We start from the raw sequence: 15,686 nt of genomic DNA on the forward strand, positions 1-15,686 counted from the left end.
CTGGTCATCCCGTTTTGTTCCGTTCAAGCTGTTATTCGTCTTGCGCCGAGGTCGGCGCGGATATCGTCTTCAAGCAGGGTGAGAGCTGTATCCTCGTCTCTGCCGAGTACGGCCTTTTGAAGCTTTTCCATTCGCTGCGCCCGCGCTACAAAATCGATCCGCCCTTCCCGCAGGAGCGCAAGACGGAACCGCCGTCCCTGATTGTAGAATTTTCCGGCCATCTGAATGAGCCGCCGTGAGCCGCAGGCGGACACAAGCGTTTCCGACAGTGTGCGGCAGGCCTCGTCCCACTCCAGTGCCGTCATGTCGTCAGGTTGAGCCCGGACTGCCGTTTCCGCGCGGCCGAGCGCGTGAAACGTGGCGACCACCCTGGATTCCCAGGCGACATCGCCGCGCTCCATGGCCCGCTTCAATCCCAGCTTTTCGGTTTGAAGCCGCATCAGCAAAATGTCTTCCAGATCTTCCTGCGTCGCCGACATGACCCGGAACCCGCGCTGGCTGGTCGCCTCAACCAGCCCTTCCGCCGCCAGCATCCGCAAGGTTTCGCGCATCGAATGATTGGACCCGCCATAGGCCTGGCGCAACGCTTCTATCTTGAGCTTTTCGTCCGGGGGCAGAACGCCGAACGAAATGTCGCGGCGGATTGCGGACGCAAGCATCGCCACGACCGTCTCGTCATCCTTGATGCGTCCACCGAAAAGCATTCTGTGCCCTTATTTAAAAAAAGTTGGATATTTTTCCAATAATCGACAAAGCAGTGTCAAGTGCAACAGCACATGACACCGTAAAGATGGGCATTGCAAATTACGGTTTCGACAGAATGGACCGCCGGTCAACGCCGCTCAGTCTGCCAGGAACTGTATCTTATGGTGCAATCTCCACTGAATGGACTTGTCCTCCCGGCTGAAGCGCAGCGGAAGGCCGGGATCCAGTAGACGCCTGCTTGACCGTTTTTCGGATCTCAGGTCACACAGAATACTGGCTCCCGGTCTTGCCGCACAGGCGGCAAACCGGGATGACAATTTCAGGAAAACGTCCGGTATCCAAACCACGCACAGTGCGAAATTTGGGCTTTGACTCAGCGGCAAACACCAAATCGCGTTGCCCAACCCGCCTTGCGAGCACCGCCGGTCAGCGCATGACGAAGGGATTGCTCATCGGTGCGTCCGACATGTTGATCCAGGTGGTCTTAGTGCGTGTGTAGTCAAGGATCGCCTCGAGACCCGCTTCCCGTCCATAGCCGGACTGGTTGAACCCGCCGAAGGGCGCGATCGGAGACACGGCGCGGTAGGTGTTCACCCAGCAGATCCCCGCCCTCAATCGCGTTGAAACGCGATGGGCACGCGCGACATTCTGCGTAAAGACGCCTGACCCGAGGCCATAAGGCGTTTCATTCGCGAGCGCGATCGCCTCCTCCTCCGTGTCGAAAGGCAACAGAGACATCACCGGGCCGAACATCTCGACATGCAATGTCGCCGTCTCCGGGGTCGGGCATTCCACCAGTGTCGGAGCCATGTAGTTGCCTGGCCGGTCGAGAGCTTCGCCGCCGAAACGGATCCGGGCCCCCTGCCCCTTCGCGGTCGCCAGTGTCGCCTTGATCCGCTCGACCTGTGCTGCTGTGCAAAGCGGACCGACATGCGTAGCCGCCTCCAGGGGATCGCCGACAACGATGCCCTCGGATTTCTCGGCGATACGCCCTGCCAGCTCTTCGAAAACAGACCGCTGCACCAGACCGCGTGTCCCGGCAACGCAACTTTGCCCCGACGCGCCGAAATTGCCTGCGATCAATCCATTAGCAGCACCTTCCAGATCCGCGTCCTCAAAGACGATGATCGGAGACTTGCCGCCAAGTTCGAGCGTCGTGACCGCAAAGTTCTCAGCTGAATTGCGCACGACGTGCCGGGCCGTTTCAGGCCCGCCGGTAAACGCGATCCGGTCGACATCCTGGTGCCGCGTCAGGGGAATGGCGCAGTTCTCCGCATCACCTGTAATCACCGATACCACGCCGGCAGGAAACCCGGCTTCCTCGACCAGCCGCGCGAATTCCAGCATCGGCGCCGGAGCGATCTCCGAAGCTTTCAGGACAACGGCGCATCCCGCCGCGAGCGCGGGACCGAGTTTTGTCGCCGTCAGGAACATCTGGGCATTCCACGGAACGATCGCCACAACGACACCGATGGGCGCACGCTGTGTGAAGACATGCATGTCCGGCTTGTCGATCGGAAGAACCTGACCTTCGATCTTGTCTGCCAGTCCCGCATAGTATCGATAATAGTCGCCGACATACTTGGTCTGGCTGGCGGTCTCCGCGAGCAGTTTGCCGCTGTCCTTTGTCTCGATCTCCCCGAGCTGCGCCGCGTTGGCTTCGATCAACTCTGCCAGCCGATAAAGCAGTTTGCCACGCGCGGTCTGGGTCATGTCCCGCCACGAAGGGTCTTCAAGTGCGCGTCGGGCAGCGGCCACCGCCCGGTCAACGTCTTCAGGCGAAGCACAGGCAAAGGTCGCCCAGTCCTTACCGGTCGCGGGGTTCTGCGAAGACATCACCTGACTAGCGCTGCCTTCTGTCCAGGCACCGTCGATGAAAAGCTGGTAGTGCTGCATCTTCTTCCCTCAGCTGAATGCCGGCATGACGTCATCGATGAACCGGCCAAGCGAAGCGCGTTTCCGTTCCGCGCTCATGCCGCTGTCGATCCAGAACGAAAACTCATCATAACCGAGATCCTCATAGCGTTTGAGCCGGTCGATGACCTCGTCGGTCGTGCCGATCGTCAGGTCCCGGGCAAGGTTCTCCGGCGCCATCATCTGGTTCCCGGCGATTTCCTCTTCCGAAAGCTCTGCAATCAATCCCTGCGAGACGGGCCGCTTGTTCTGAAACCACGCCCCGAAGTAGCAATAGAACCGGGAGAGTTCCTGCGTCGCCCGGTGAACATCATCGCTGTCCGCACCGACATATGTGTGGTGCAGCAGCATGATCTTCGGCCGTGGTCCTTCATGCGTGGCGCAGGCGTCGTTGAAACGCCCCATCAGGGTTTCCACCTCAGCGTGACCCTGCCAAAGCGGGGTGACCTGGATATTGAAACCGTTATGCACTCCGAATTCGTGACTGTTCGGATCCCTGGCTGCAATCCAGATTGGAGGGCCCTCTTCCTGGACCGGTTTCGGCGACGCGGTGGACTCGGGAAACGCGAAAAATTCGCCGTCATGTGCATGGTCGCCCTGCCAGAGCTTCCTCAAGAGAGGTGTCGTTTCGCGCATCCTCTGCCCTGCTTCCCACGCGTCCATCCCCGGCATCATCCGCTCGTACTCGTAGGAGTAAGCGCCCCGCGCGATCCCCAGTTCGATCCGCCCGCCGGTCATCAGGTCTGCGGCTGCCGCCTCGCCCGCGAGCTTGATCGGATGCCAGAACGGAGCAACGATCGTGCCGGTGCCGAGACGCACATTTTTCGTATGATGCGCCAGGTCGACCAGCGACAGAAACGGGTTGGGTGCGATGGTGAATTCCATGCCGTGATGTTCACCGGTCCAGATCGCGCGCATCCCGCCCTCGTCCGCCATTCTGCACAGGCCCAGAAAGTCCTCGTAGAGCTTGGCATGCGGTTCGTCCGGAGAGAGCCGTTCCATGTGCGCAAAAAGGGAAAACTCCATGATCAGGCCCTTTCCTGAAGCCGGTGCGTCTCTCCTGAGACCGCGTTGCCGAGATAGAGATTGAAGTTGCGTGTCCGAACCTCTTCCGCAAACCGCGCCACCATGCGTGCGGTCGCAGGCGAATTGAAACGAAGACCGCTCAATTCGGAAAATGGGATGCACTCGCAGCCCGCCGCCGCATCCACGTTTGCAGCCCTGGCCAAGAGGTAGGCAAAGTGAGTGCCTTGGTCCTGGTCGTCGAAGACGGAAAAGACAGGCCCGAGTTCGACGTTCATCCCGAGTTTCTGCAACTCGCTGCGAAGGCAGTCTCTGAGCGACGTTCTGTCCGGCGCGACACATTCCGGCAAACTGTATCCCTCAGGTGATGCCTTCAAGAGGACGCCACCGTCGGCCTCGACAAGGGCGCCGCAGATGTTCTTTCTGGCACCGGGATCGCGCGCCTTGTGTTCCAGGCCCAGACTGAAGAACCGGCCGCCCGCATAACCGAGCCCGCGCCCCTCGCTCTGCGAAAACTCTGTAACCTCACCGATCAGGATCACATGGTCTCCGGCCGGCATGACCTGATGGGTCCGGCACGAAAAGGACGCAACAGCGCCGTCGATAACCGGAACCCCTGAAGTGTTGATGGCGTGGTCCACGCGCGCAAACCGGTCGCCCTTGTAACCGGCGAAAATGTTTGCAATGTCCTCCTGGCCCTCGCTCAGGACGCTGACCGCGAAGCTCTTGCAGGCGCTGAATGCCTTGAAACTGGAAAGGAATTTGCCCGGGCAGACCAGCAGCAGCGGCGGGCTCAGCGACACGGAGGAAAACGAGTTCGCCGTGAAACCGACGGGCCGGCGCGTTTCATCCAGGCACGTTACGACCGTGACGCCGGTCATGAACCGCCCAAAGGCGTCCCGGAGCTCGCGTGGTTCGATCTCGCTCATTCTTGGCACCTCTCTGCAAATTCAAGCAAGGTCCGGTTGATCTCCTCGGGATGCGTCATGGGCATCATGTGCGCCGCATCTTCGACAATCTCCACCCTGCCGTCCGGCACAAGAGCGGCCATTGCGCGGCTCATCGCCGGAGTGGAATTCGGCTCACGTCCCCCGGTCATGAAAAGCGCCGGGCATGACAGTTTTCTGAGTGTTTCATCTGCCGGACCGTCTTCGCTCGCAAAAACGGAGTAGGCGGCCTTGTAGCCGTCCGGGTCCATGTTGCTGAGCCAGTCATGGCAGGCGGCGCGCTCCGGGCTCAAATGCTCACCGAACCAGCGGGCGAGTGTCGGTGACGGATCGGCAGCACTTGTTCCGCCCATCTTCGCAGCCCGTTCCCTGACTGCGGCCCGGGCTGCGGGGCTTCGCCGGAATATCGCATTCAGGGCCGCGACGCCTTTCACCTGATCCGGGTATCGGCCGGCGAGGTCCAGCGCGATCATCGCCCCCATGGAGTGGCCGACGACAACGGCTGGCCGATCGAGCAGGCGCGCGATGCGGTCACCGAAAACCTGCAATCCGGACGAAGCGGGCAATGCGGCGCTGTCCCCGTGACCCGGGAGGTCGGGGACCAGGACCTCGAAACGCGCGGACAGGGCGGCGGATTGCCCGTTCCAGGCCTCGGCCCGAAGTCCGACGCCGTGGATCAGCACCATGCGCGGACCCTTGCCGGAAGAGGAGACGGCAAGGCCGTTGACGTCAGACCGCGGCCGGGTTGTCCAGGTCATGGCCCATCTCTTCCAGATCCTGATACCTGTCGCCAATCCGGTGAAAAGGCCGGCCGCTTGTAGCACCGCCAAGGACGACGACGATCTCGTCGGCGCGCGGTGCATCGGCAATGGCAAACTGAATGGTCAGATAGTGTGACCGGCGACCGGCGTCGTTCTTGTCCATCAACGGCACCATGATCGGAGCATTGGCAGGACCGCGGGTGTTGGTGAAGGCCAGGTAGGACTTCGCGCCGACCGCTTGCCGGTAGTGATTGCCGAACCGCAAGGTGTGGATCAGGCCGGACGCATGTTCCACCTCGCCGTCGAGCCCGACGACGGCGGCTTTGCCATAGGCCTCGATCGCCGCGCCGCTCCCCGCAAGCTTGATCATCCTCTCGGTCATGAGTTCACCGAGGACCGGACCGAAACTCCGGATTTCCGGACGCAGATCCTCAACATAACGGCCGGCCCACGGATTTTGCACCACGGCTGCCACCGCGAACATGCGCCATGGCACATCCGCCTTGCGGAAGCCTTCGATGAAGACTTCTTCGTCAAAGGTCACGATTTTCCTGATCTCAGGATCCATTCCGTCCTCCGAAATCCCCTTCCCGACGTCCTGCGCCAGTATCGAGCGCCTTGACTTTCCGGACAAACGAATGATTTTCAGTCTCAGGTATTAGTCAGACCAATAGGTAACTTGATCATGGCGCCGGTATTGCCCCCTCTGAACTGGTTTCGCGCGTTCGAGGCCGCGGCGAGAAACCTGAGTTTCACGGCCGCGGCCGGCGAAATCGGAATGACCCAGTCAGCGGTCAGCCAGCAGGTCAAATCGCTGGAAATGCGTCTCGGTGTTTTGCTGTTTGACCGCAAGGCGCGCGGCCTCGCCCTTACGGATCATGGCCGCCGTTTGCTGCCCCAGGTGGACACGGCGCTGGCCACCCTGACCGGAGCCACCGCAGCTTTCGCCGCCGACCAGGCGTCTGACCATCTGACGGTATCCGCTTCGATCAGTGTCATTCAGTGGGTCATTGCTCCCAGACTTCCGGAATTCACCGAAAGACATCCCGATGTCGTTCTCCGGCTGATCGGGGCTGTATGGCCCGACGAATTCACACAAACCGCCGCCGACGTTGAAATTCGCTTCGGATCCCGCAAACAGGCCGGTTCCGACGCTGAACTTCTGGGCACCGACAAGCTGGTTGCCCTGAAATCTCCGGCTCTGGCGGGAGATTTCGAACACCTGCCCCTGATTGAGGCGGTCGGAACGTCGGACGGCTGGAAACCCTGGGCATTGGCGGCCGGCATGTCATCGCGCCCGCCAGGCCTTCTTGTGGATTCCTATGGACCCGCGCTGCAGATGGCCATTCACGGCAACGGCGTCTGTCTCGTTCACGAACACCTTGCCATCTCACCGCGACAACAGAACCTGATCGAACCCGCGCACGCAGCCTCTCTGACGGCTAACGAAAACTACTACCTCTCCATCAAATCGAAGACGGAAGCAGCGGTCGCGTTCAGGAACTGGATCGTCGGATCTGTCGGCGCAGGCTGACTCGAGGGCCTCAAACCGTCAAATGGCGGCAGTACTTATTTGTGGTGGGGCGCAGGGAACAGAATGCGCTGACGGAAGCCTTACCTGCGCACCTTGTATCCGAGACTGGTAACATAGGTGCGCTTTCCCGTTTTCTCGAATGTGAAACAACTCACCCGTCCACCGCGGAAGTTGTTGTCGAATTTAGTGCAAAGCTTGTTGCCCTTGAAATGCCAACGGCCCGTGAGTTTCTTTCCGCTCCCGGCGGAATAGACAAAACCACCTCCCGGGCGATAGGTGATTTTCCCTGAGAATGCACCGCTATATGAGAGTTTCTTTCCGATCAGTTCACTCTTTATCTGTTTCTGGGAAAGCGTCTCGGCCGAGACGGCCGGTACAAAAAACATCGACGCAAAAATTAGTGTGAGGATTGGTGTAGTCCGCATTCGCCCCTCCGGCTTGAGTTTCAAACCCTTCTATCATGCCGCAAATCGCCCTGAAATCAGAAATAGAGACTTACCTTGCAGCAATCAAAACTTGCACGATATGTCCATGGCCCGTTTTGGTCAGGCCGCCTCTTCAAGTTTCCGGGCAATCTGTTTCAGAACCACCCGGTTTCGGCTTGTCACGGTGGATCTTTTCCAGCCGTACTTTTCACATGTCCGGCTGAAGGGGCCACCGCCTGCCTTGCACATGACCTCGAATTGCAAGGCGCGCCGGCTGTCCAGATCATCAACAAGAGCGAACCACGTCAGTGCCTCTTCCGCTCTCGATATCTGCCGGGGCTCGAACGTTCGCTTCCGCCGCGCGACCTTGCGCCGGAAATCGGGCCAGGCAGACAGGATGGACTTCGGACCGTCGCCTTTCGCCGTGCAGGCGACGACAATCATAGCCTCGACCAATCGCGACATGATCTCCTTGCTCTCCGGGCAGCCGCTCATCTTTGCGCTCCCGTCCGGGGCCCGCAGCAAGGCAGCGCCGATAGTCGGTCCGTCGCGGCACCGGAACGAGAGCGATCACGCTTAAGCCGTGAAGCCGGTTTTATGCCCGGTGCTCCGTATCGCTGTCCTGTTGTCGTGCCTCCTGGAAACCCTGTTTCCACAAGGTGAAATAGTCGGCTTCGCGCGGATAGGGATTGTCGGATTGAGACTTTCCCTTTCCATAGGCCTGGAAGCCCCGCTCGAATGCATGAACCTGCGCCTTTGTCTGATAAACACCCATTTGCCCCACCAAAGATCGTTGATTTTTGCCCGACTAAGTCACCCTGCCTGAGTTCCCGCCCCGATCCGCACCACAAGAATGGCGCGCATTGCCACATTTCTTCTACACACTCACTGATTGTCGCCGCGAGTGTAATCAACTCAGCCCTCATAACAAGCACCCTCACGCTGCTTTCCCCGGCATAATTGCGGATACAGATGCATCCAACTCATGCGCGAGAAGGACGGCTAAAGTTATTGTCGGAGCTGCCGGATTGATATCCTTGGCGCGTTGCCGCATCTCATCGAGCTTGAGCAGGTCGAATTGCGCCACGAAAGCCGGATGCGCGACGAGGTCTGATTTGTTCAACACCAGCCAGGAAACGGCAGACAGAACTTGCGACGACCAGTTGCCGCGGTTGGCGGGCGTATTGATCAATCCGAAAACGAGACGCAGATGCCCCGGCCCGTGTTTTTTCAGCAGCGCCTGACAGGTACGGCGGGCCTTGCACTGGTTTCTCCCGTCAATGCGCTTGGCCGGAGCTACGAAATGGATGCCGAACTCGGCTGCAAGCCTGTCCAGATGCGCCCCTGATGCCATCAGCATTCCTCCGATGTTTCGGTCTTCTCTTTCTGGAGAGCCGCAAAGGACGCCTCCGCCCGTGCGCGCGTCCCAAGACGCAAATGTTTATGCTTTGTTCTCATTGTATTGCTGGCCCCGGCTTCGCAGGGCGTGCGTTGGCCGCGTTCTGCATTTCGGCCCCGAGTTCGTTTCGCGGCGTCCTCATTGGACTTCATCTGCGATCTCGCGCTTTTCAGCTCGAGTGTCAGCAAACGTGTCCTCGCCTTCTCCAACGCATACTCGTCCTCCAGACGCGCACTCGGCCTTTCAGCGCGCAGTCGCAAGTGAGCCACCCGGTCTCTTGCTTCCTCGATTTGATCCTTGAGCACGTCCACCAAATCCACCCTTTCAAGTTCCGAACCGACCGTAATCCGCGCATCTGCAGCGCATTCGCAATATGTACGTATTTTGCGTATACTTGTCAACGCAGATTTCATACGCTAAAAGAGAAATCAACTTGGCAGACATGACGGCACCGGCAACATGGACCAATCCGAAACAACGCTCCGAGACAAGCTTCAGCTGCTGAAGGAAAGGTCCGGCCTCTCGCTGCGGGCAATTGCGCGCGAGATGGGATACTCGCAAGCCTCTTCGATCCAGCGCTACTTCTCCGCCGGCTATCCGGAAAAGGGCCTCCCCGCAAACTTCATCAGCAAGCTTCTCGCGGTCCTGCCGGGAAAGGGAGATCCTGCCATCACCCGCGACGAGATCCTCGCACTGGCTGACGGCTCCGTTGCCGAGATTCAGAAAAAACTCCCGGAACTGCCCAATTCCGGCGTACCGATTGTCGGTGAGGTCGCCGCCGGCCTGTGGATGGAAGCAGCGCTTTTTGAAACAGAAAATTCATTAGAATCAACGATATCTTATGATGTACGCTTCCCGGCACAAGCCCAGTTTGTTGTCAGGGTGCGCGGGGAGTCGCTCAACAGGATTGCCGGCAACGGTGATCTTCTGTTGTGCGTCGACTACCTCGCCGCCGGCATTGAACTGAATGAAAATGACCTCGTCCTCGTCGAGCGATCAAGGGACGAGGGCATGACCATCGAGCGAACAGCCAAGCGCCTCATCAACGTGAACGGACAGTCGGAACTGATGCCGGAGTCGGACGACCCGAGGTTCCAGGACACGATTGTCTATCGCGAAGGCGACGCCGACCACACCGAAGTCAAGATCAAGGCGAAGATCGTCATGGTCTTTAAGCCCTTGTAGCGTGGCAATATCCTGAAAACCCGCAAGAAACGCGGCGCATACACCCTTCAGCCCCAACATGAATCGTACGCAGAAGCGTACATTAAGTTAAGTTACGTTTGATTTGTACGCAAAAAACGTATAATTTGAAGTTGGTTTTGAGGGAGGAGCTTGATGAGACCAAATCTGGACACGTCCATGTTCTCGGTCATCTGCGAAATTGAGAATTGCCTTTATACACCCGAGGTCGAGTTGGCAGACATGCGCAGACACAAGCTTGTCGAGGACATCCGGACCGGGCAACTCGAACAGGTCAGGGCCGTCCTGGAATTCAACCCGGTCGAGGGCTGGTGCAACGACATCACGGAAGATGTGATGCGCACAGCCTTCCCCGGCCACGATGACCTGCCGGATCGCTCCCCGGAAGACTGGTCGGATTATGAAGCGGAACGCGTTGAGTGCCGGCGGGCCGGCATAACCGCCCGCGTCGCTGCGTAACACCGGTCAAGCTCGCGCGCTCAACGCCACGGGATCGGCCTGCTCAGACCAGCTTGAGCACTGCCGCGCGCGCTTCGGAAAGTTGCTCCACCAGACTTTCCTTCAGACCCGTAAACCGGTGCGTGGGCACAGGCACGGAGATGGCATAGGTCAGGCCGACCGGATCCTGAAAGGCGAAACCCGCGGCTGAAATACCCTTCGTGTGCTCATCCAGATCCCAGGCGATTCCCGTTTCCCTGATGTCCTCGATCTCTCTCAGAAAATCGGACAAGGGCCGCTGGCTCTCGCCGCTTCCCTTCAGCTCCCGGCTGGCGATCGCGACGACGCGGTCATCTTCAAACAGGGACAGCGCAGCCTTCCCGTTCGCCGTGTCTGTCATAGGAAACACTTCCCCGACCGCCGAAACCGTCCGCAGGCGATGCGTGCCGACGACCTGGTCCAGAAAAACCATGTGATCGTCGCGGAAAACCGCAAGGTCGACGGTCTCCTTCGTGCGCTTTGCCAGATCGGTCAGGACCGGATGAACCAGTTCCGTCATGTTCACCCGCCCGGCAGCGGCCAGCGACTGGATTTCGGAACCGAGGCGAAGGCCTCCCTCGGCTGAGGACGACATGACAAGGCGCTCGGATAGCAACGCATTGACGATCCGCTGTACCGTAGAACGGGGCAGTTGTACGCGCTCAGCTATCTGTCCAAGGCTGAGACCACTGTTGTCATTTTTCAGGACGCGGAGAATTTCGGCAGCGCGCGATATGACCTGAACACCCTGACTTGACTGGACTTTTTTTTCAGATTCCATCGTCAGAACCATTTTTTGCCCTCTTTCACCGACCCCGGATTCGCCTCATTTGCGCAACGCTAGCCGCAGCATATAGAGCAAAAAATTAGCCGTGTCGACATTCCTACTTGACCGCATTATGATGCATCTGTACCGTTTAGCAATACAGTGATACACTGACTGACGGGAGGAACACATATGTCAGTGACTATTCGCGGCATCGAATTTCAGGACAATCTGAACAACGATATGGGCGTGGAATTCTACAACCTGTCCCACCGCTACGGCTTCCAGTGTCCGAACTGGCCCTACTTCGCAGACGTCCAGATCGACCGGAAGCACTACATGGCAAAGTCCGGAGTGCTCTCGCAGACCATCACGACAACGATGCACGTCACGACGCATATCGATGCGCCGGCGCACGTCGTCCAGGGCACGCCGTTCATCGACGAAGTGCCCCTGCCCCACTTCTTCGGCTCAGGTCTTGTTGTCTCCGTTCCGAAACAGAAATGGGAGCAGATCACGGCCGACGATCTTGAAAAGGCCTGCGGCCACGCCATTCGCAAGAACGATGTCCTGATCATCAACACCGGCTGGCACAAGCAGTATGAAGACGGCGACTATTTCGCCTACTGCCCCGGGCTCGTGCCGTCCGCGGCCGACTGGATGGTCGAAAAGGGCGTCAAGGTCGTCGGCCATGACACCCAGGCCAACGATCACCCGCTGGCAACCGCGATCGGTCCCCAGCGCAACGGCCCGATCCTGCCGCATCTGGAAGCGGAGTACCTTGAGTGGTCCGGCGGGCGCGATTGGAAAGACGACTTCCCCGAGTGGGAACCGGTCCACAACACACTCTTTTCCAACGGCATCCTCGGGATCGAGAATGTTGGTGGAGACCTTGATGCGGTCACCGGCAAGCGCTGCACGTTCGCGTTCTTCCCCTGGAACTGGGATCGGGGCGACGGCTGCATCATTCGTCTCGTTGCCATGATCGACCGCGGCCAGCAGTACCGCATCGAGGCCGGCGAAGACTTCTGATCACCTGAAACCCGGGACCGCCGCCTGACGGCGGTCCGGTATGCCGCGTCTGGGAGGAAGCGATGCATGTGAAGCGTTTTGAAGACGCGCAGCCCTATGAAGCGCCCAATCACCGTGGTGTCGTCGGCCTGCGCCTGCAGGGCTTTGAAGCCGGCGGTCCGGAAAACCAGTGGATCGGCCTGAGCCAGTTTCTGCCCGGAGGCGGCGCTGGACCCGATTCAACCCCGTTCGAGAAGGTCTATGTCGTTCTGGACGGCGAAATGACCGTGGAGAGCGGCGGGGGCACCACTGTCTTGAAGAAATACGACAGCTGCACGATTGCGCCGAACGAGGTGCGCACGATCGAAAACCGGTCGAACCACGTCTGCACCATGCTTGTCGTCATTCCCTATCCGCCGGAGGCAAACTGATGGCTGACGTCTGGACCCATCCACTTGAACTATTCGACATCAAGGGCAAGGTCGCACTTGTCACCGGGGCAACGGGCGCATTCGGCGCGGTCGCCGCCAACGCGCTCGCCGGCGCTGGCTGCGATCTCATCCTGGCGGCCGGAAACAGGGAAGCTCTTGAGAAAGTCGCGGAAGAGTGCCGCGCGAAAGGCGCTGCCGTCGAAACGGTGAACAAGCGACCCGCCGATGCTGCAACCTGCGAAGAGATGGTCGAGAACTGCGTCAGGCACCACGGTTCCCTGGACATTCTCGTCGTCGCCTCCGGCATGAACAAGGTCGCCAAGATCAACGACATGGCACCGGAAGACTTCTCCAATGTCATGGAAGCGAATGTCACCCAGTCCTGGCTGCTCGCCCGCGCGGCAACCGCGCAGATGATGACGCAGCCCAGCGGCGGCAAGATCGTTCTGGTCTCCTCCGCGCGCGGTCTTCTTGGTCATCCGGCGGGGTATACCGCCTACTGCGCGTCCAAGGCGGCGGTCGACGGCATTACCAAGGCCCTCGGCTGTGAACTGGGCGCTGACAAGATCACCGTCAATGCCATTGCACCGACCGTGTTCCGCTCGCCTCTGACGTCCTGGATGTTCGAGGACGATGAACTCGCAAAGGGGTTCCGGGACGGCTTTCTGGCGCGTGTGCCGAAGGGGCGTCTCGGCGAACCGGAAGATCTGATCGGTCCGCTCCTGTTCCTGTCCTCGAAAGCGTCCGACTTCTACACCGGACACATTCTTTATGCCGATGGCGGCTACACGGCGGGTTAGGTGATGGGCGAAAGCAGAAACATCGCTGTCCTTGGGGCCGGTCTGATGGGTCACGGCATCGCGCTCACCTTCGCGCGTGCGGGCCACCAGGTGCGGGTCTACGACGCCTTCCCTGCCAGTCTGGACACCTTGCACGAACGGGTACGCGCGAGCCTTGCCGCGCTCGGAGCCAACGACGGCGAAACCGAAGCATCGCTGGCCCGCATCGCACCCGTCCCGGATCTGGCCGGCAGCGTCCTTGATGCCGATTTCGTCTTTGAAGCCGCACCTGAAAAACCGGAGCTGAAACGCGCTCTTTTTGCTGACGCCGAACGCCACGCGCCGGCAGGTTGCATCTTTGCGTCCAACACATCGGTGATCCCGATCACGACGATCATGTCGGATCTCGCCGAGCGGTCACGGGCGCTTGGTACCCACTGGTGGAACCCGCCCCACATGATCCCGCTGGTCGAGGTTATCCGGACCGAATGGACTTCCGATGACGCTTTGACTTCGACGATGGACCTGCTGGCCTCAGTCGGCAAGACACCGGTGCGCGTCGAAAAGGATGTCGCCGGTTTCATCGGCAACCGGCTGCAGCACGCCATGTGGCGCGAGGCGATCAACCTCGTTGAAAAGGGTGTTTGCACCGCCGCCGACGTCGACACCGTGGTCAACACGAGTTTCGGCAGGCGCCTGTCCGTGCTGGGTCCGCTGGCGAACGCGGATCTGGTCGGCACCGACCTGACACTCGACATCCATGAAAACGTTTTGGCCGATCTCGACAATCGGCCGGCACCTTCTCCTTATCTGCGCGATCTTGTGGAGGCAGGAAAGCTCGGAATGAAGTCCGGTGAAGGTTTTCGGAGTTGGACGCCGGAGGAAGCGGACCAGCTCCGCCAGCGTGTCTCAACGCACTTGCGCAAGCTGGACACCATCTTGGGGTGACACGGCCTGCGGCCATGTAAAGCGCATCTGGGAGGATAGACGATGACGCTCATTGGAAAGAAATTCGGTATCACACGCCGCGGCTTCATTGCCGGTGCAACGGCAGGACTGGCGGCACCCGCAATCCTGACCAGGACGAGGGCATATGCAGCCGACCCGGTCATCAGGATCGGTCATGTCAGCCCTCGCACCGGTCCCCTCGCCGGGTTCGCCGAAGCGGATGACTATGTTCTTGCCGGCATTCAGAAGGCGCTCGCCGGCGGTGTTGAGAACAACAACAAGTCCTACAAGGTCGAAATCATCTCCAAGGACAGCCAGTCCAATCCGAACCGGGCGGCCGAAGTCGCATCGGAACTGATCCTGAGCGACGAGGTCGACATTCTCGTCGGCGCCTCGACCCCCGACACCACGAACCCGATTTCCGATCAGGCGGAACTCAACGAAGTCCCCTGCATCACCACCGATTGCCCGTGGCAGCCCTATTTCTTCGGCCGCAACAGCGATCCGGCCCAGGGCTTTGACTACACCTATCACTTCTTCTGGGGCCTGGAAGACGTCATCAAGGCGTTTCTGGCGTTGTGGGAGGAAGCCGGTGTCGAGCGGAAGGTGGGCGGACTGTTCCCCAACGACGCGGACGGAAATGCCTGGGGCGACGACAAGGTCGGTTTCCCGCCGGCTCTTGTCGGGAGCGGTTTCGAACTGACCGATCCGGGCCGCTACCAGCCGTTGACCGACGATTTTTCAACGCAGATCTCGGCCTTCAAGGAGGCCGGATGCGAGATTGTCACCGGCAACATGATCCCGCCCGACTTCGCGACGTTCTGGTCCCAGTCGGCGCAGCAGGGCTTTCAGCCCAAGGTGGTCACCATAGGCAAGGCGCTCCTGTTCCCGTCGGTCATTGAATCTCTCGGTGATCGCGGCGACGGACTGACTTCGGAAATCTGGTGGACCCCTGAACATCCGTTCTCTTCATCGCTGACGGGTGAGAGCGCGAAACAGCTGGCGGACGGCTATGTCGCCGCTTCCGGACGCCCCTGGACCCAGCCGATCGGCTTCAAGCATGCGCTCTTCGAAGTAACGACCGATGTCATCCGGCGCACCGCCGACCTTGAAGACCCGAACGCGATCCTGGAAGCCATTCAGGCAACGGATCTGCCGACGGTGGTCGGACACGTCAACTGGAGCTTCGGCCCCGTGAAGAACGTCTCCAAGACACCGCTCGTCGCCGGCCAGTGGCAGAAGGGTGCCAGTGGCATGGAACTGGTCATTACGTCCAATCACAGTGCGCCGGAGATCCCCACAACCGGCAAGCTGAAACTGCTGGCGTAATGCCCCGACGGCGCACGGCTTGACCCGCCGTGCG

Annotated in this window: 20 protein-coding genes and 1 pseudogene; 9 read left to right on the top strand and 12 right to left on the bottom strand. The window is 59.8% G+C overall.

Going from position 1 to position 15,686, the window contains the following annotated elements:
* Window positions 1–23 precede the first annotated feature (23 nt).
* The 6 genes from ACO07N_RS28100 to ACO07N_RS28125 form a co-directional block, all read right to left on the bottom strand.
* Window positions 24–704, bottom strand: a complete 681-nt coding sequence (locus ACO07N_RS28100; RefSeq protein ID WP_421984162.1) for a GntR family transcriptional regulator — start codon at window positions 702–704, stop codon at window positions 24–26.
* Between the two features lie 427 nt (window positions 705–1,131).
* Window positions 1,132–2,601 (bottom strand): aldehyde dehydrogenase, encoded by a 1,470-nt coding sequence (locus ACO07N_RS28105; protein ID WP_421984163.1) that lies wholly within the window; start codon window positions 2,599–2,601, stop codon window positions 1,132–1,134.
* 9 nt (window positions 2,602–2,610) lie between these two features.
* The gene (locus tag ACO07N_RS28110; RefSeq protein WP_421984164.1) at window positions 2,611–3,645 is read right to left on the bottom strand and encodes an LLM class flavin-dependent oxidoreductase; all 1,035 of its coding nucleotides are present in this window, start codon (window positions 3,643–3,645) and stop codon (window positions 2,611–2,613) included.
* 2 nt (window positions 3,646–3,647) lie between these two features.
* Window positions 3,648–4,571 carry a flavin reductase family protein gene (locus ACO07N_RS28115; RefSeq protein WP_421984165.1) on the bottom strand — a complete coding sequence of 308 codons (924 nt, stop codon included), beginning with the start codon at window positions 4,569–4,571 and terminating at the stop codon, window positions 3,648–3,650.
* Complete coding sequence (locus ACO07N_RS28120) at window positions 4,568–5,347, bottom strand: alpha/beta fold hydrolase (protein WP_421984166.1); 780 nt, start codon at window positions 5,345–5,347, stop codon at window positions 4,568–4,570. The genes ACO07N_RS28115 and ACO07N_RS28120 overlap by 4 nt, the downstream gene beginning before the upstream one ends.
* Window positions 5,319–5,918, bottom strand: coding sequence for an amino acid synthesis family protein (locus ACO07N_RS28125; RefSeq protein WP_421984167.1), 600 nt, complete (start codon window positions 5,916–5,918; stop codon window positions 5,319–5,321). The genes ACO07N_RS28120 and ACO07N_RS28125 overlap by 29 nt, the downstream gene beginning before the upstream one ends.
* 117 nt (window positions 5,919–6,035) lie before the next feature.
* Between ACO07N_RS28125 and ACO07N_RS28130 the strand changes: the two genes are divergently transcribed.
* Window positions 6,036–6,884 carry a LysR family transcriptional regulator gene (locus ACO07N_RS28130; protein WP_421984168.1) on the top strand — a complete coding sequence of 283 codons (849 nt, stop codon included), beginning with the start codon at window positions 6,036–6,038 and terminating at the stop codon, window positions 6,882–6,884.
* Window positions 6,885–6,964: 80 nt separating this feature from the next.
* Here ACO07N_RS28130 and ACO07N_RS28135 read toward each other — a convergent pair whose 3' ends face one another.
* From ACO07N_RS28135 to ACO07N_RS28150, 4 genes are all read right to left on the bottom strand, one after another.
* Window positions 6,965–7,333 carry a hypothetical protein gene (locus ACO07N_RS28135; protein WP_421984169.1) on the bottom strand — a complete coding sequence of 123 codons (369 nt, stop codon included), beginning with the start codon at window positions 7,331–7,333 and terminating at the stop codon, window positions 6,965–6,967.
* Between the two features lie 96 nt (window positions 7,334–7,429).
* On the bottom strand, window positions 7,430–7,804 hold the full coding sequence (locus ACO07N_RS28140) for a DUF6362 family protein (RefSeq protein WP_421984170.1): 375 nt from the start codon (window positions 7,802–7,804) through the stop codon (window positions 7,430–7,432).
* 100 nt (window positions 7,805–7,904) lie between these two features.
* A complete protein-coding gene (locus ACO07N_RS28145; RefSeq protein WP_421984171.1) occupies window positions 7,905–8,084 on the bottom strand; it encodes a ribosome modulation factor in 180 nt (59 codons plus the stop codon).
* Window positions 8,085–8,246: 162 nt separating this feature from the next.
* Window positions 8,247–8,501 (bottom strand): hypothetical protein, encoded by a 255-nt coding sequence (locus ACO07N_RS28150; RefSeq protein ID WP_421984172.1) that lies wholly within the window; start codon window positions 8,499–8,501, stop codon window positions 8,247–8,249.
* Window positions 8,502–8,519: 18 nt separating this feature from the next.
* On the opposite strand from ACO07N_RS28150, the gene ACO07N_RS28155 reads away from it, so the two are divergent.
* From ACO07N_RS28155 to ACO07N_RS28165, 3 genes are all read left to right on the top strand, one after another.
* Window positions 8,520–8,657 carry a hypothetical protein gene (locus ACO07N_RS28155; RefSeq protein ID WP_421984173.1) on the top strand — a complete coding sequence of 46 codons (138 nt, stop codon included), beginning with the start codon at window positions 8,520–8,522 and terminating at the stop codon, window positions 8,655–8,657.
* A gap of 510 nt (window positions 8,658–9,167) precedes the next feature.
* A complete protein-coding gene (locus tag ACO07N_RS28160; RefSeq protein ID WP_421984174.1) occupies window positions 9,168–9,893 on the top strand; it encodes a LexA family protein in 726 nt (241 codons plus the stop codon).
* Window positions 9,894–10,046: 153 nt separating this feature from the next.
* Complete coding sequence (locus tag ACO07N_RS28165; protein WP_421984175.1) at window positions 10,047–10,370, top strand: hypothetical protein; 324 nt, start codon at window positions 10,047–10,049, stop codon at window positions 10,368–10,370.
* A 43-nt stretch (window positions 10,371–10,413) separates the two neighbouring features.
* Here the strand turns inward: ACO07N_RS28165 and ACO07N_RS28170 are convergent, their stop codons facing one another.
* Window positions 10,414–10,983, bottom strand: a complete 570-nt coding sequence (locus ACO07N_RS28170) for an IclR family transcriptional regulator (protein ID WP_421984506.1) — start codon at window positions 10,981–10,983, stop codon at window positions 10,414–10,416.
* A gap of 12 nt (window positions 10,984–10,995) precedes the next feature.
* Window positions 10,996–11,181: pseudogene (locus tag ACO07N_RS28175) on the bottom strand (helix-turn-helix domain-containing protein); the annotation flags it as partial.
* 165 nt (window positions 11,182–11,346) lie between these two features.
* Here ACO07N_RS28175 and ACO07N_RS28180 point away from each other — a divergent pair.
* The 5 genes from ACO07N_RS28180 to ACO07N_RS28200 all read left to right on the top strand — a co-directional run bounded on the left by ACO07N_RS28180 (window position 11,347) and on the right by ACO07N_RS28200 (window position 15,652).
* A complete protein-coding gene (locus tag ACO07N_RS28180) occupies window positions 11,347–12,186 on the top strand; it encodes a cyclase family protein (protein ID WP_421984176.1) in 840 nt (279 codons plus the stop codon).
* A 62-nt stretch (window positions 12,187–12,248) separates the two neighbouring features.
* Window positions 12,249–12,596, top strand: coding sequence for a cupin domain-containing protein (locus tag ACO07N_RS28185; protein WP_421984177.1), 348 nt, complete (start codon window positions 12,249–12,251; stop codon window positions 12,594–12,596).
* Window positions 12,596–13,396 (top strand): SDR family NAD(P)-dependent oxidoreductase, encoded by an 801-nt coding sequence (locus tag ACO07N_RS28190; protein WP_421984178.1) that lies wholly within the window; start codon window positions 12,596–12,598, stop codon window positions 13,394–13,396. Before ACO07N_RS28185 ends, ACO07N_RS28190 begins: the two co-directional genes overlap by 1 nt.
* A 3-nt stretch (window positions 13,397–13,399) precedes the next feature.
* Window positions 13,400–14,323: a 3-hydroxyacyl-CoA dehydrogenase family protein gene (locus ACO07N_RS28195; protein WP_421984179.1), complete on the top strand. Its 924-nt coding sequence runs from the start codon at window positions 13,400–13,402 to the stop codon at window positions 14,321–14,323.
* Window positions 14,324–14,365: 42 nt separating this feature from the next.
* Window positions 14,366–15,652, top strand: a complete 1,287-nt coding sequence (locus ACO07N_RS28200) for an ABC transporter substrate-binding protein (protein ID WP_421984180.1) — start codon at window positions 14,366–14,368, stop codon at window positions 15,650–15,652.
* Window positions 15,653–15,686: the final 34 nt, after the last annotated feature.

The sequence above is a fragment of the Roseibium sp. genome (assembly GCF_965229775.1).
In the GTDB taxonomy this organism is placed as follows: domain Bacteria; phylum Pseudomonadota; class Alphaproteobacteria; order Rhizobiales; family Stappiaceae; genus Roseibium.

Coding starts and splice junctions, on each gene's coding strand:
- ACO07N_RS28180 (WP_421984176.1), top strand. CDS start 11,347: ATGTCAGTGACTATTCGCGGCATCGAATTTCAGGACAATCTGAACAAC.
- ACO07N_RS28110 (WP_421984164.1), bottom strand. CDS start 3,645: ATGGAGTTTTCCCTTTTTGCGCACATGGAACGGCTCTCTCCGGACGAA.
- ACO07N_RS28170 (WP_421984506.1), bottom strand. CDS start 10,983: ATGTCGTCCTCAGCCGAGGGAGGCCTTCGCCTCGGTTCCGAAATCCAG.
- ACO07N_RS28155 (WP_421984173.1), top strand. CDS start 8,520: ATGCCCCGGCCCGTGTTTTTTCAGCAGCGCCTGACAGGTACGGCGGGC.
- ACO07N_RS28190 (WP_421984178.1), top strand. CDS start 12,596: ATGGCTGACGTCTGGACCCATCCACTTGAACTATTCGACATCAAGGGC.
- ACO07N_RS28105 (WP_421984163.1), bottom strand. CDS start 2,601: ATGCAGCACTACCAGCTTTTCATCGACGGTGCCTGGACAGAAGGCAGC.
- ACO07N_RS28165 (WP_421984175.1), top strand. CDS start 10,047: ATGAGACCAAATCTGGACACGTCCATGTTCTCGGTCATCTGCGAAATT.
- ACO07N_RS28115 (WP_421984165.1), bottom strand. CDS start 4,571: ATGAGCGAGATCGAACCACGCGAGCTCCGGGACGCCTTTGGGCGGTTC.
- ACO07N_RS28145 (WP_421984171.1), bottom strand. CDS start 8,084: ATGGGTGTTTATCAGACAAAGGCGCAGGTTCATGCATTCGAGCGGGGC.
- ACO07N_RS28120 (WP_421984166.1), bottom strand. CDS start 5,347: ATGACCTGGACAACCCGGCCGCGGTCTGACGTCAACGGCCTTGCCGTC.
- ACO07N_RS28195 (WP_421984179.1), top strand. CDS start 13,400: ATGGGCGAAAGCAGAAACATCGCTGTCCTTGGGGCCGGTCTGATGGGT.
- ACO07N_RS28140 (WP_421984170.1), bottom strand. CDS start 7,804: ATGAGCGGCTGCCCGGAGAGCAAGGAGATCATGTCGCGATTGGTCGAG.
- ACO07N_RS28185 (WP_421984177.1), top strand. CDS start 12,249: ATGCATGTGAAGCGTTTTGAAGACGCGCAGCCCTATGAAGCGCCCAAT.
- ACO07N_RS28130 (WP_421984168.1), top strand. CDS start 6,036: ATGGCGCCGGTATTGCCCCCTCTGAACTGGTTTCGCGCGTTCGAGGCC.
- ACO07N_RS28160 (WP_421984174.1), top strand. CDS start 9,168: ATGGACCAATCCGAAACAACGCTCCGAGACAAGCTTCAGCTGCTGAAG.
- ACO07N_RS28125 (WP_421984167.1), bottom strand. CDS start 5,918: ATGGATCCTGAGATCAGGAAAATCGTGACCTTTGACGAAGAAGTCTTC.
- ACO07N_RS28200 (WP_421984180.1), top strand. CDS start 14,366: ATGACGCTCATTGGAAAGAAATTCGGTATCACACGCCGCGGCTTCATT.
- ACO07N_RS28100 (WP_421984162.1), bottom strand. CDS start 704: ATGCTTTTCGGTGGACGCATCAAGGATGACGAGACGGTCGTGGCGATG.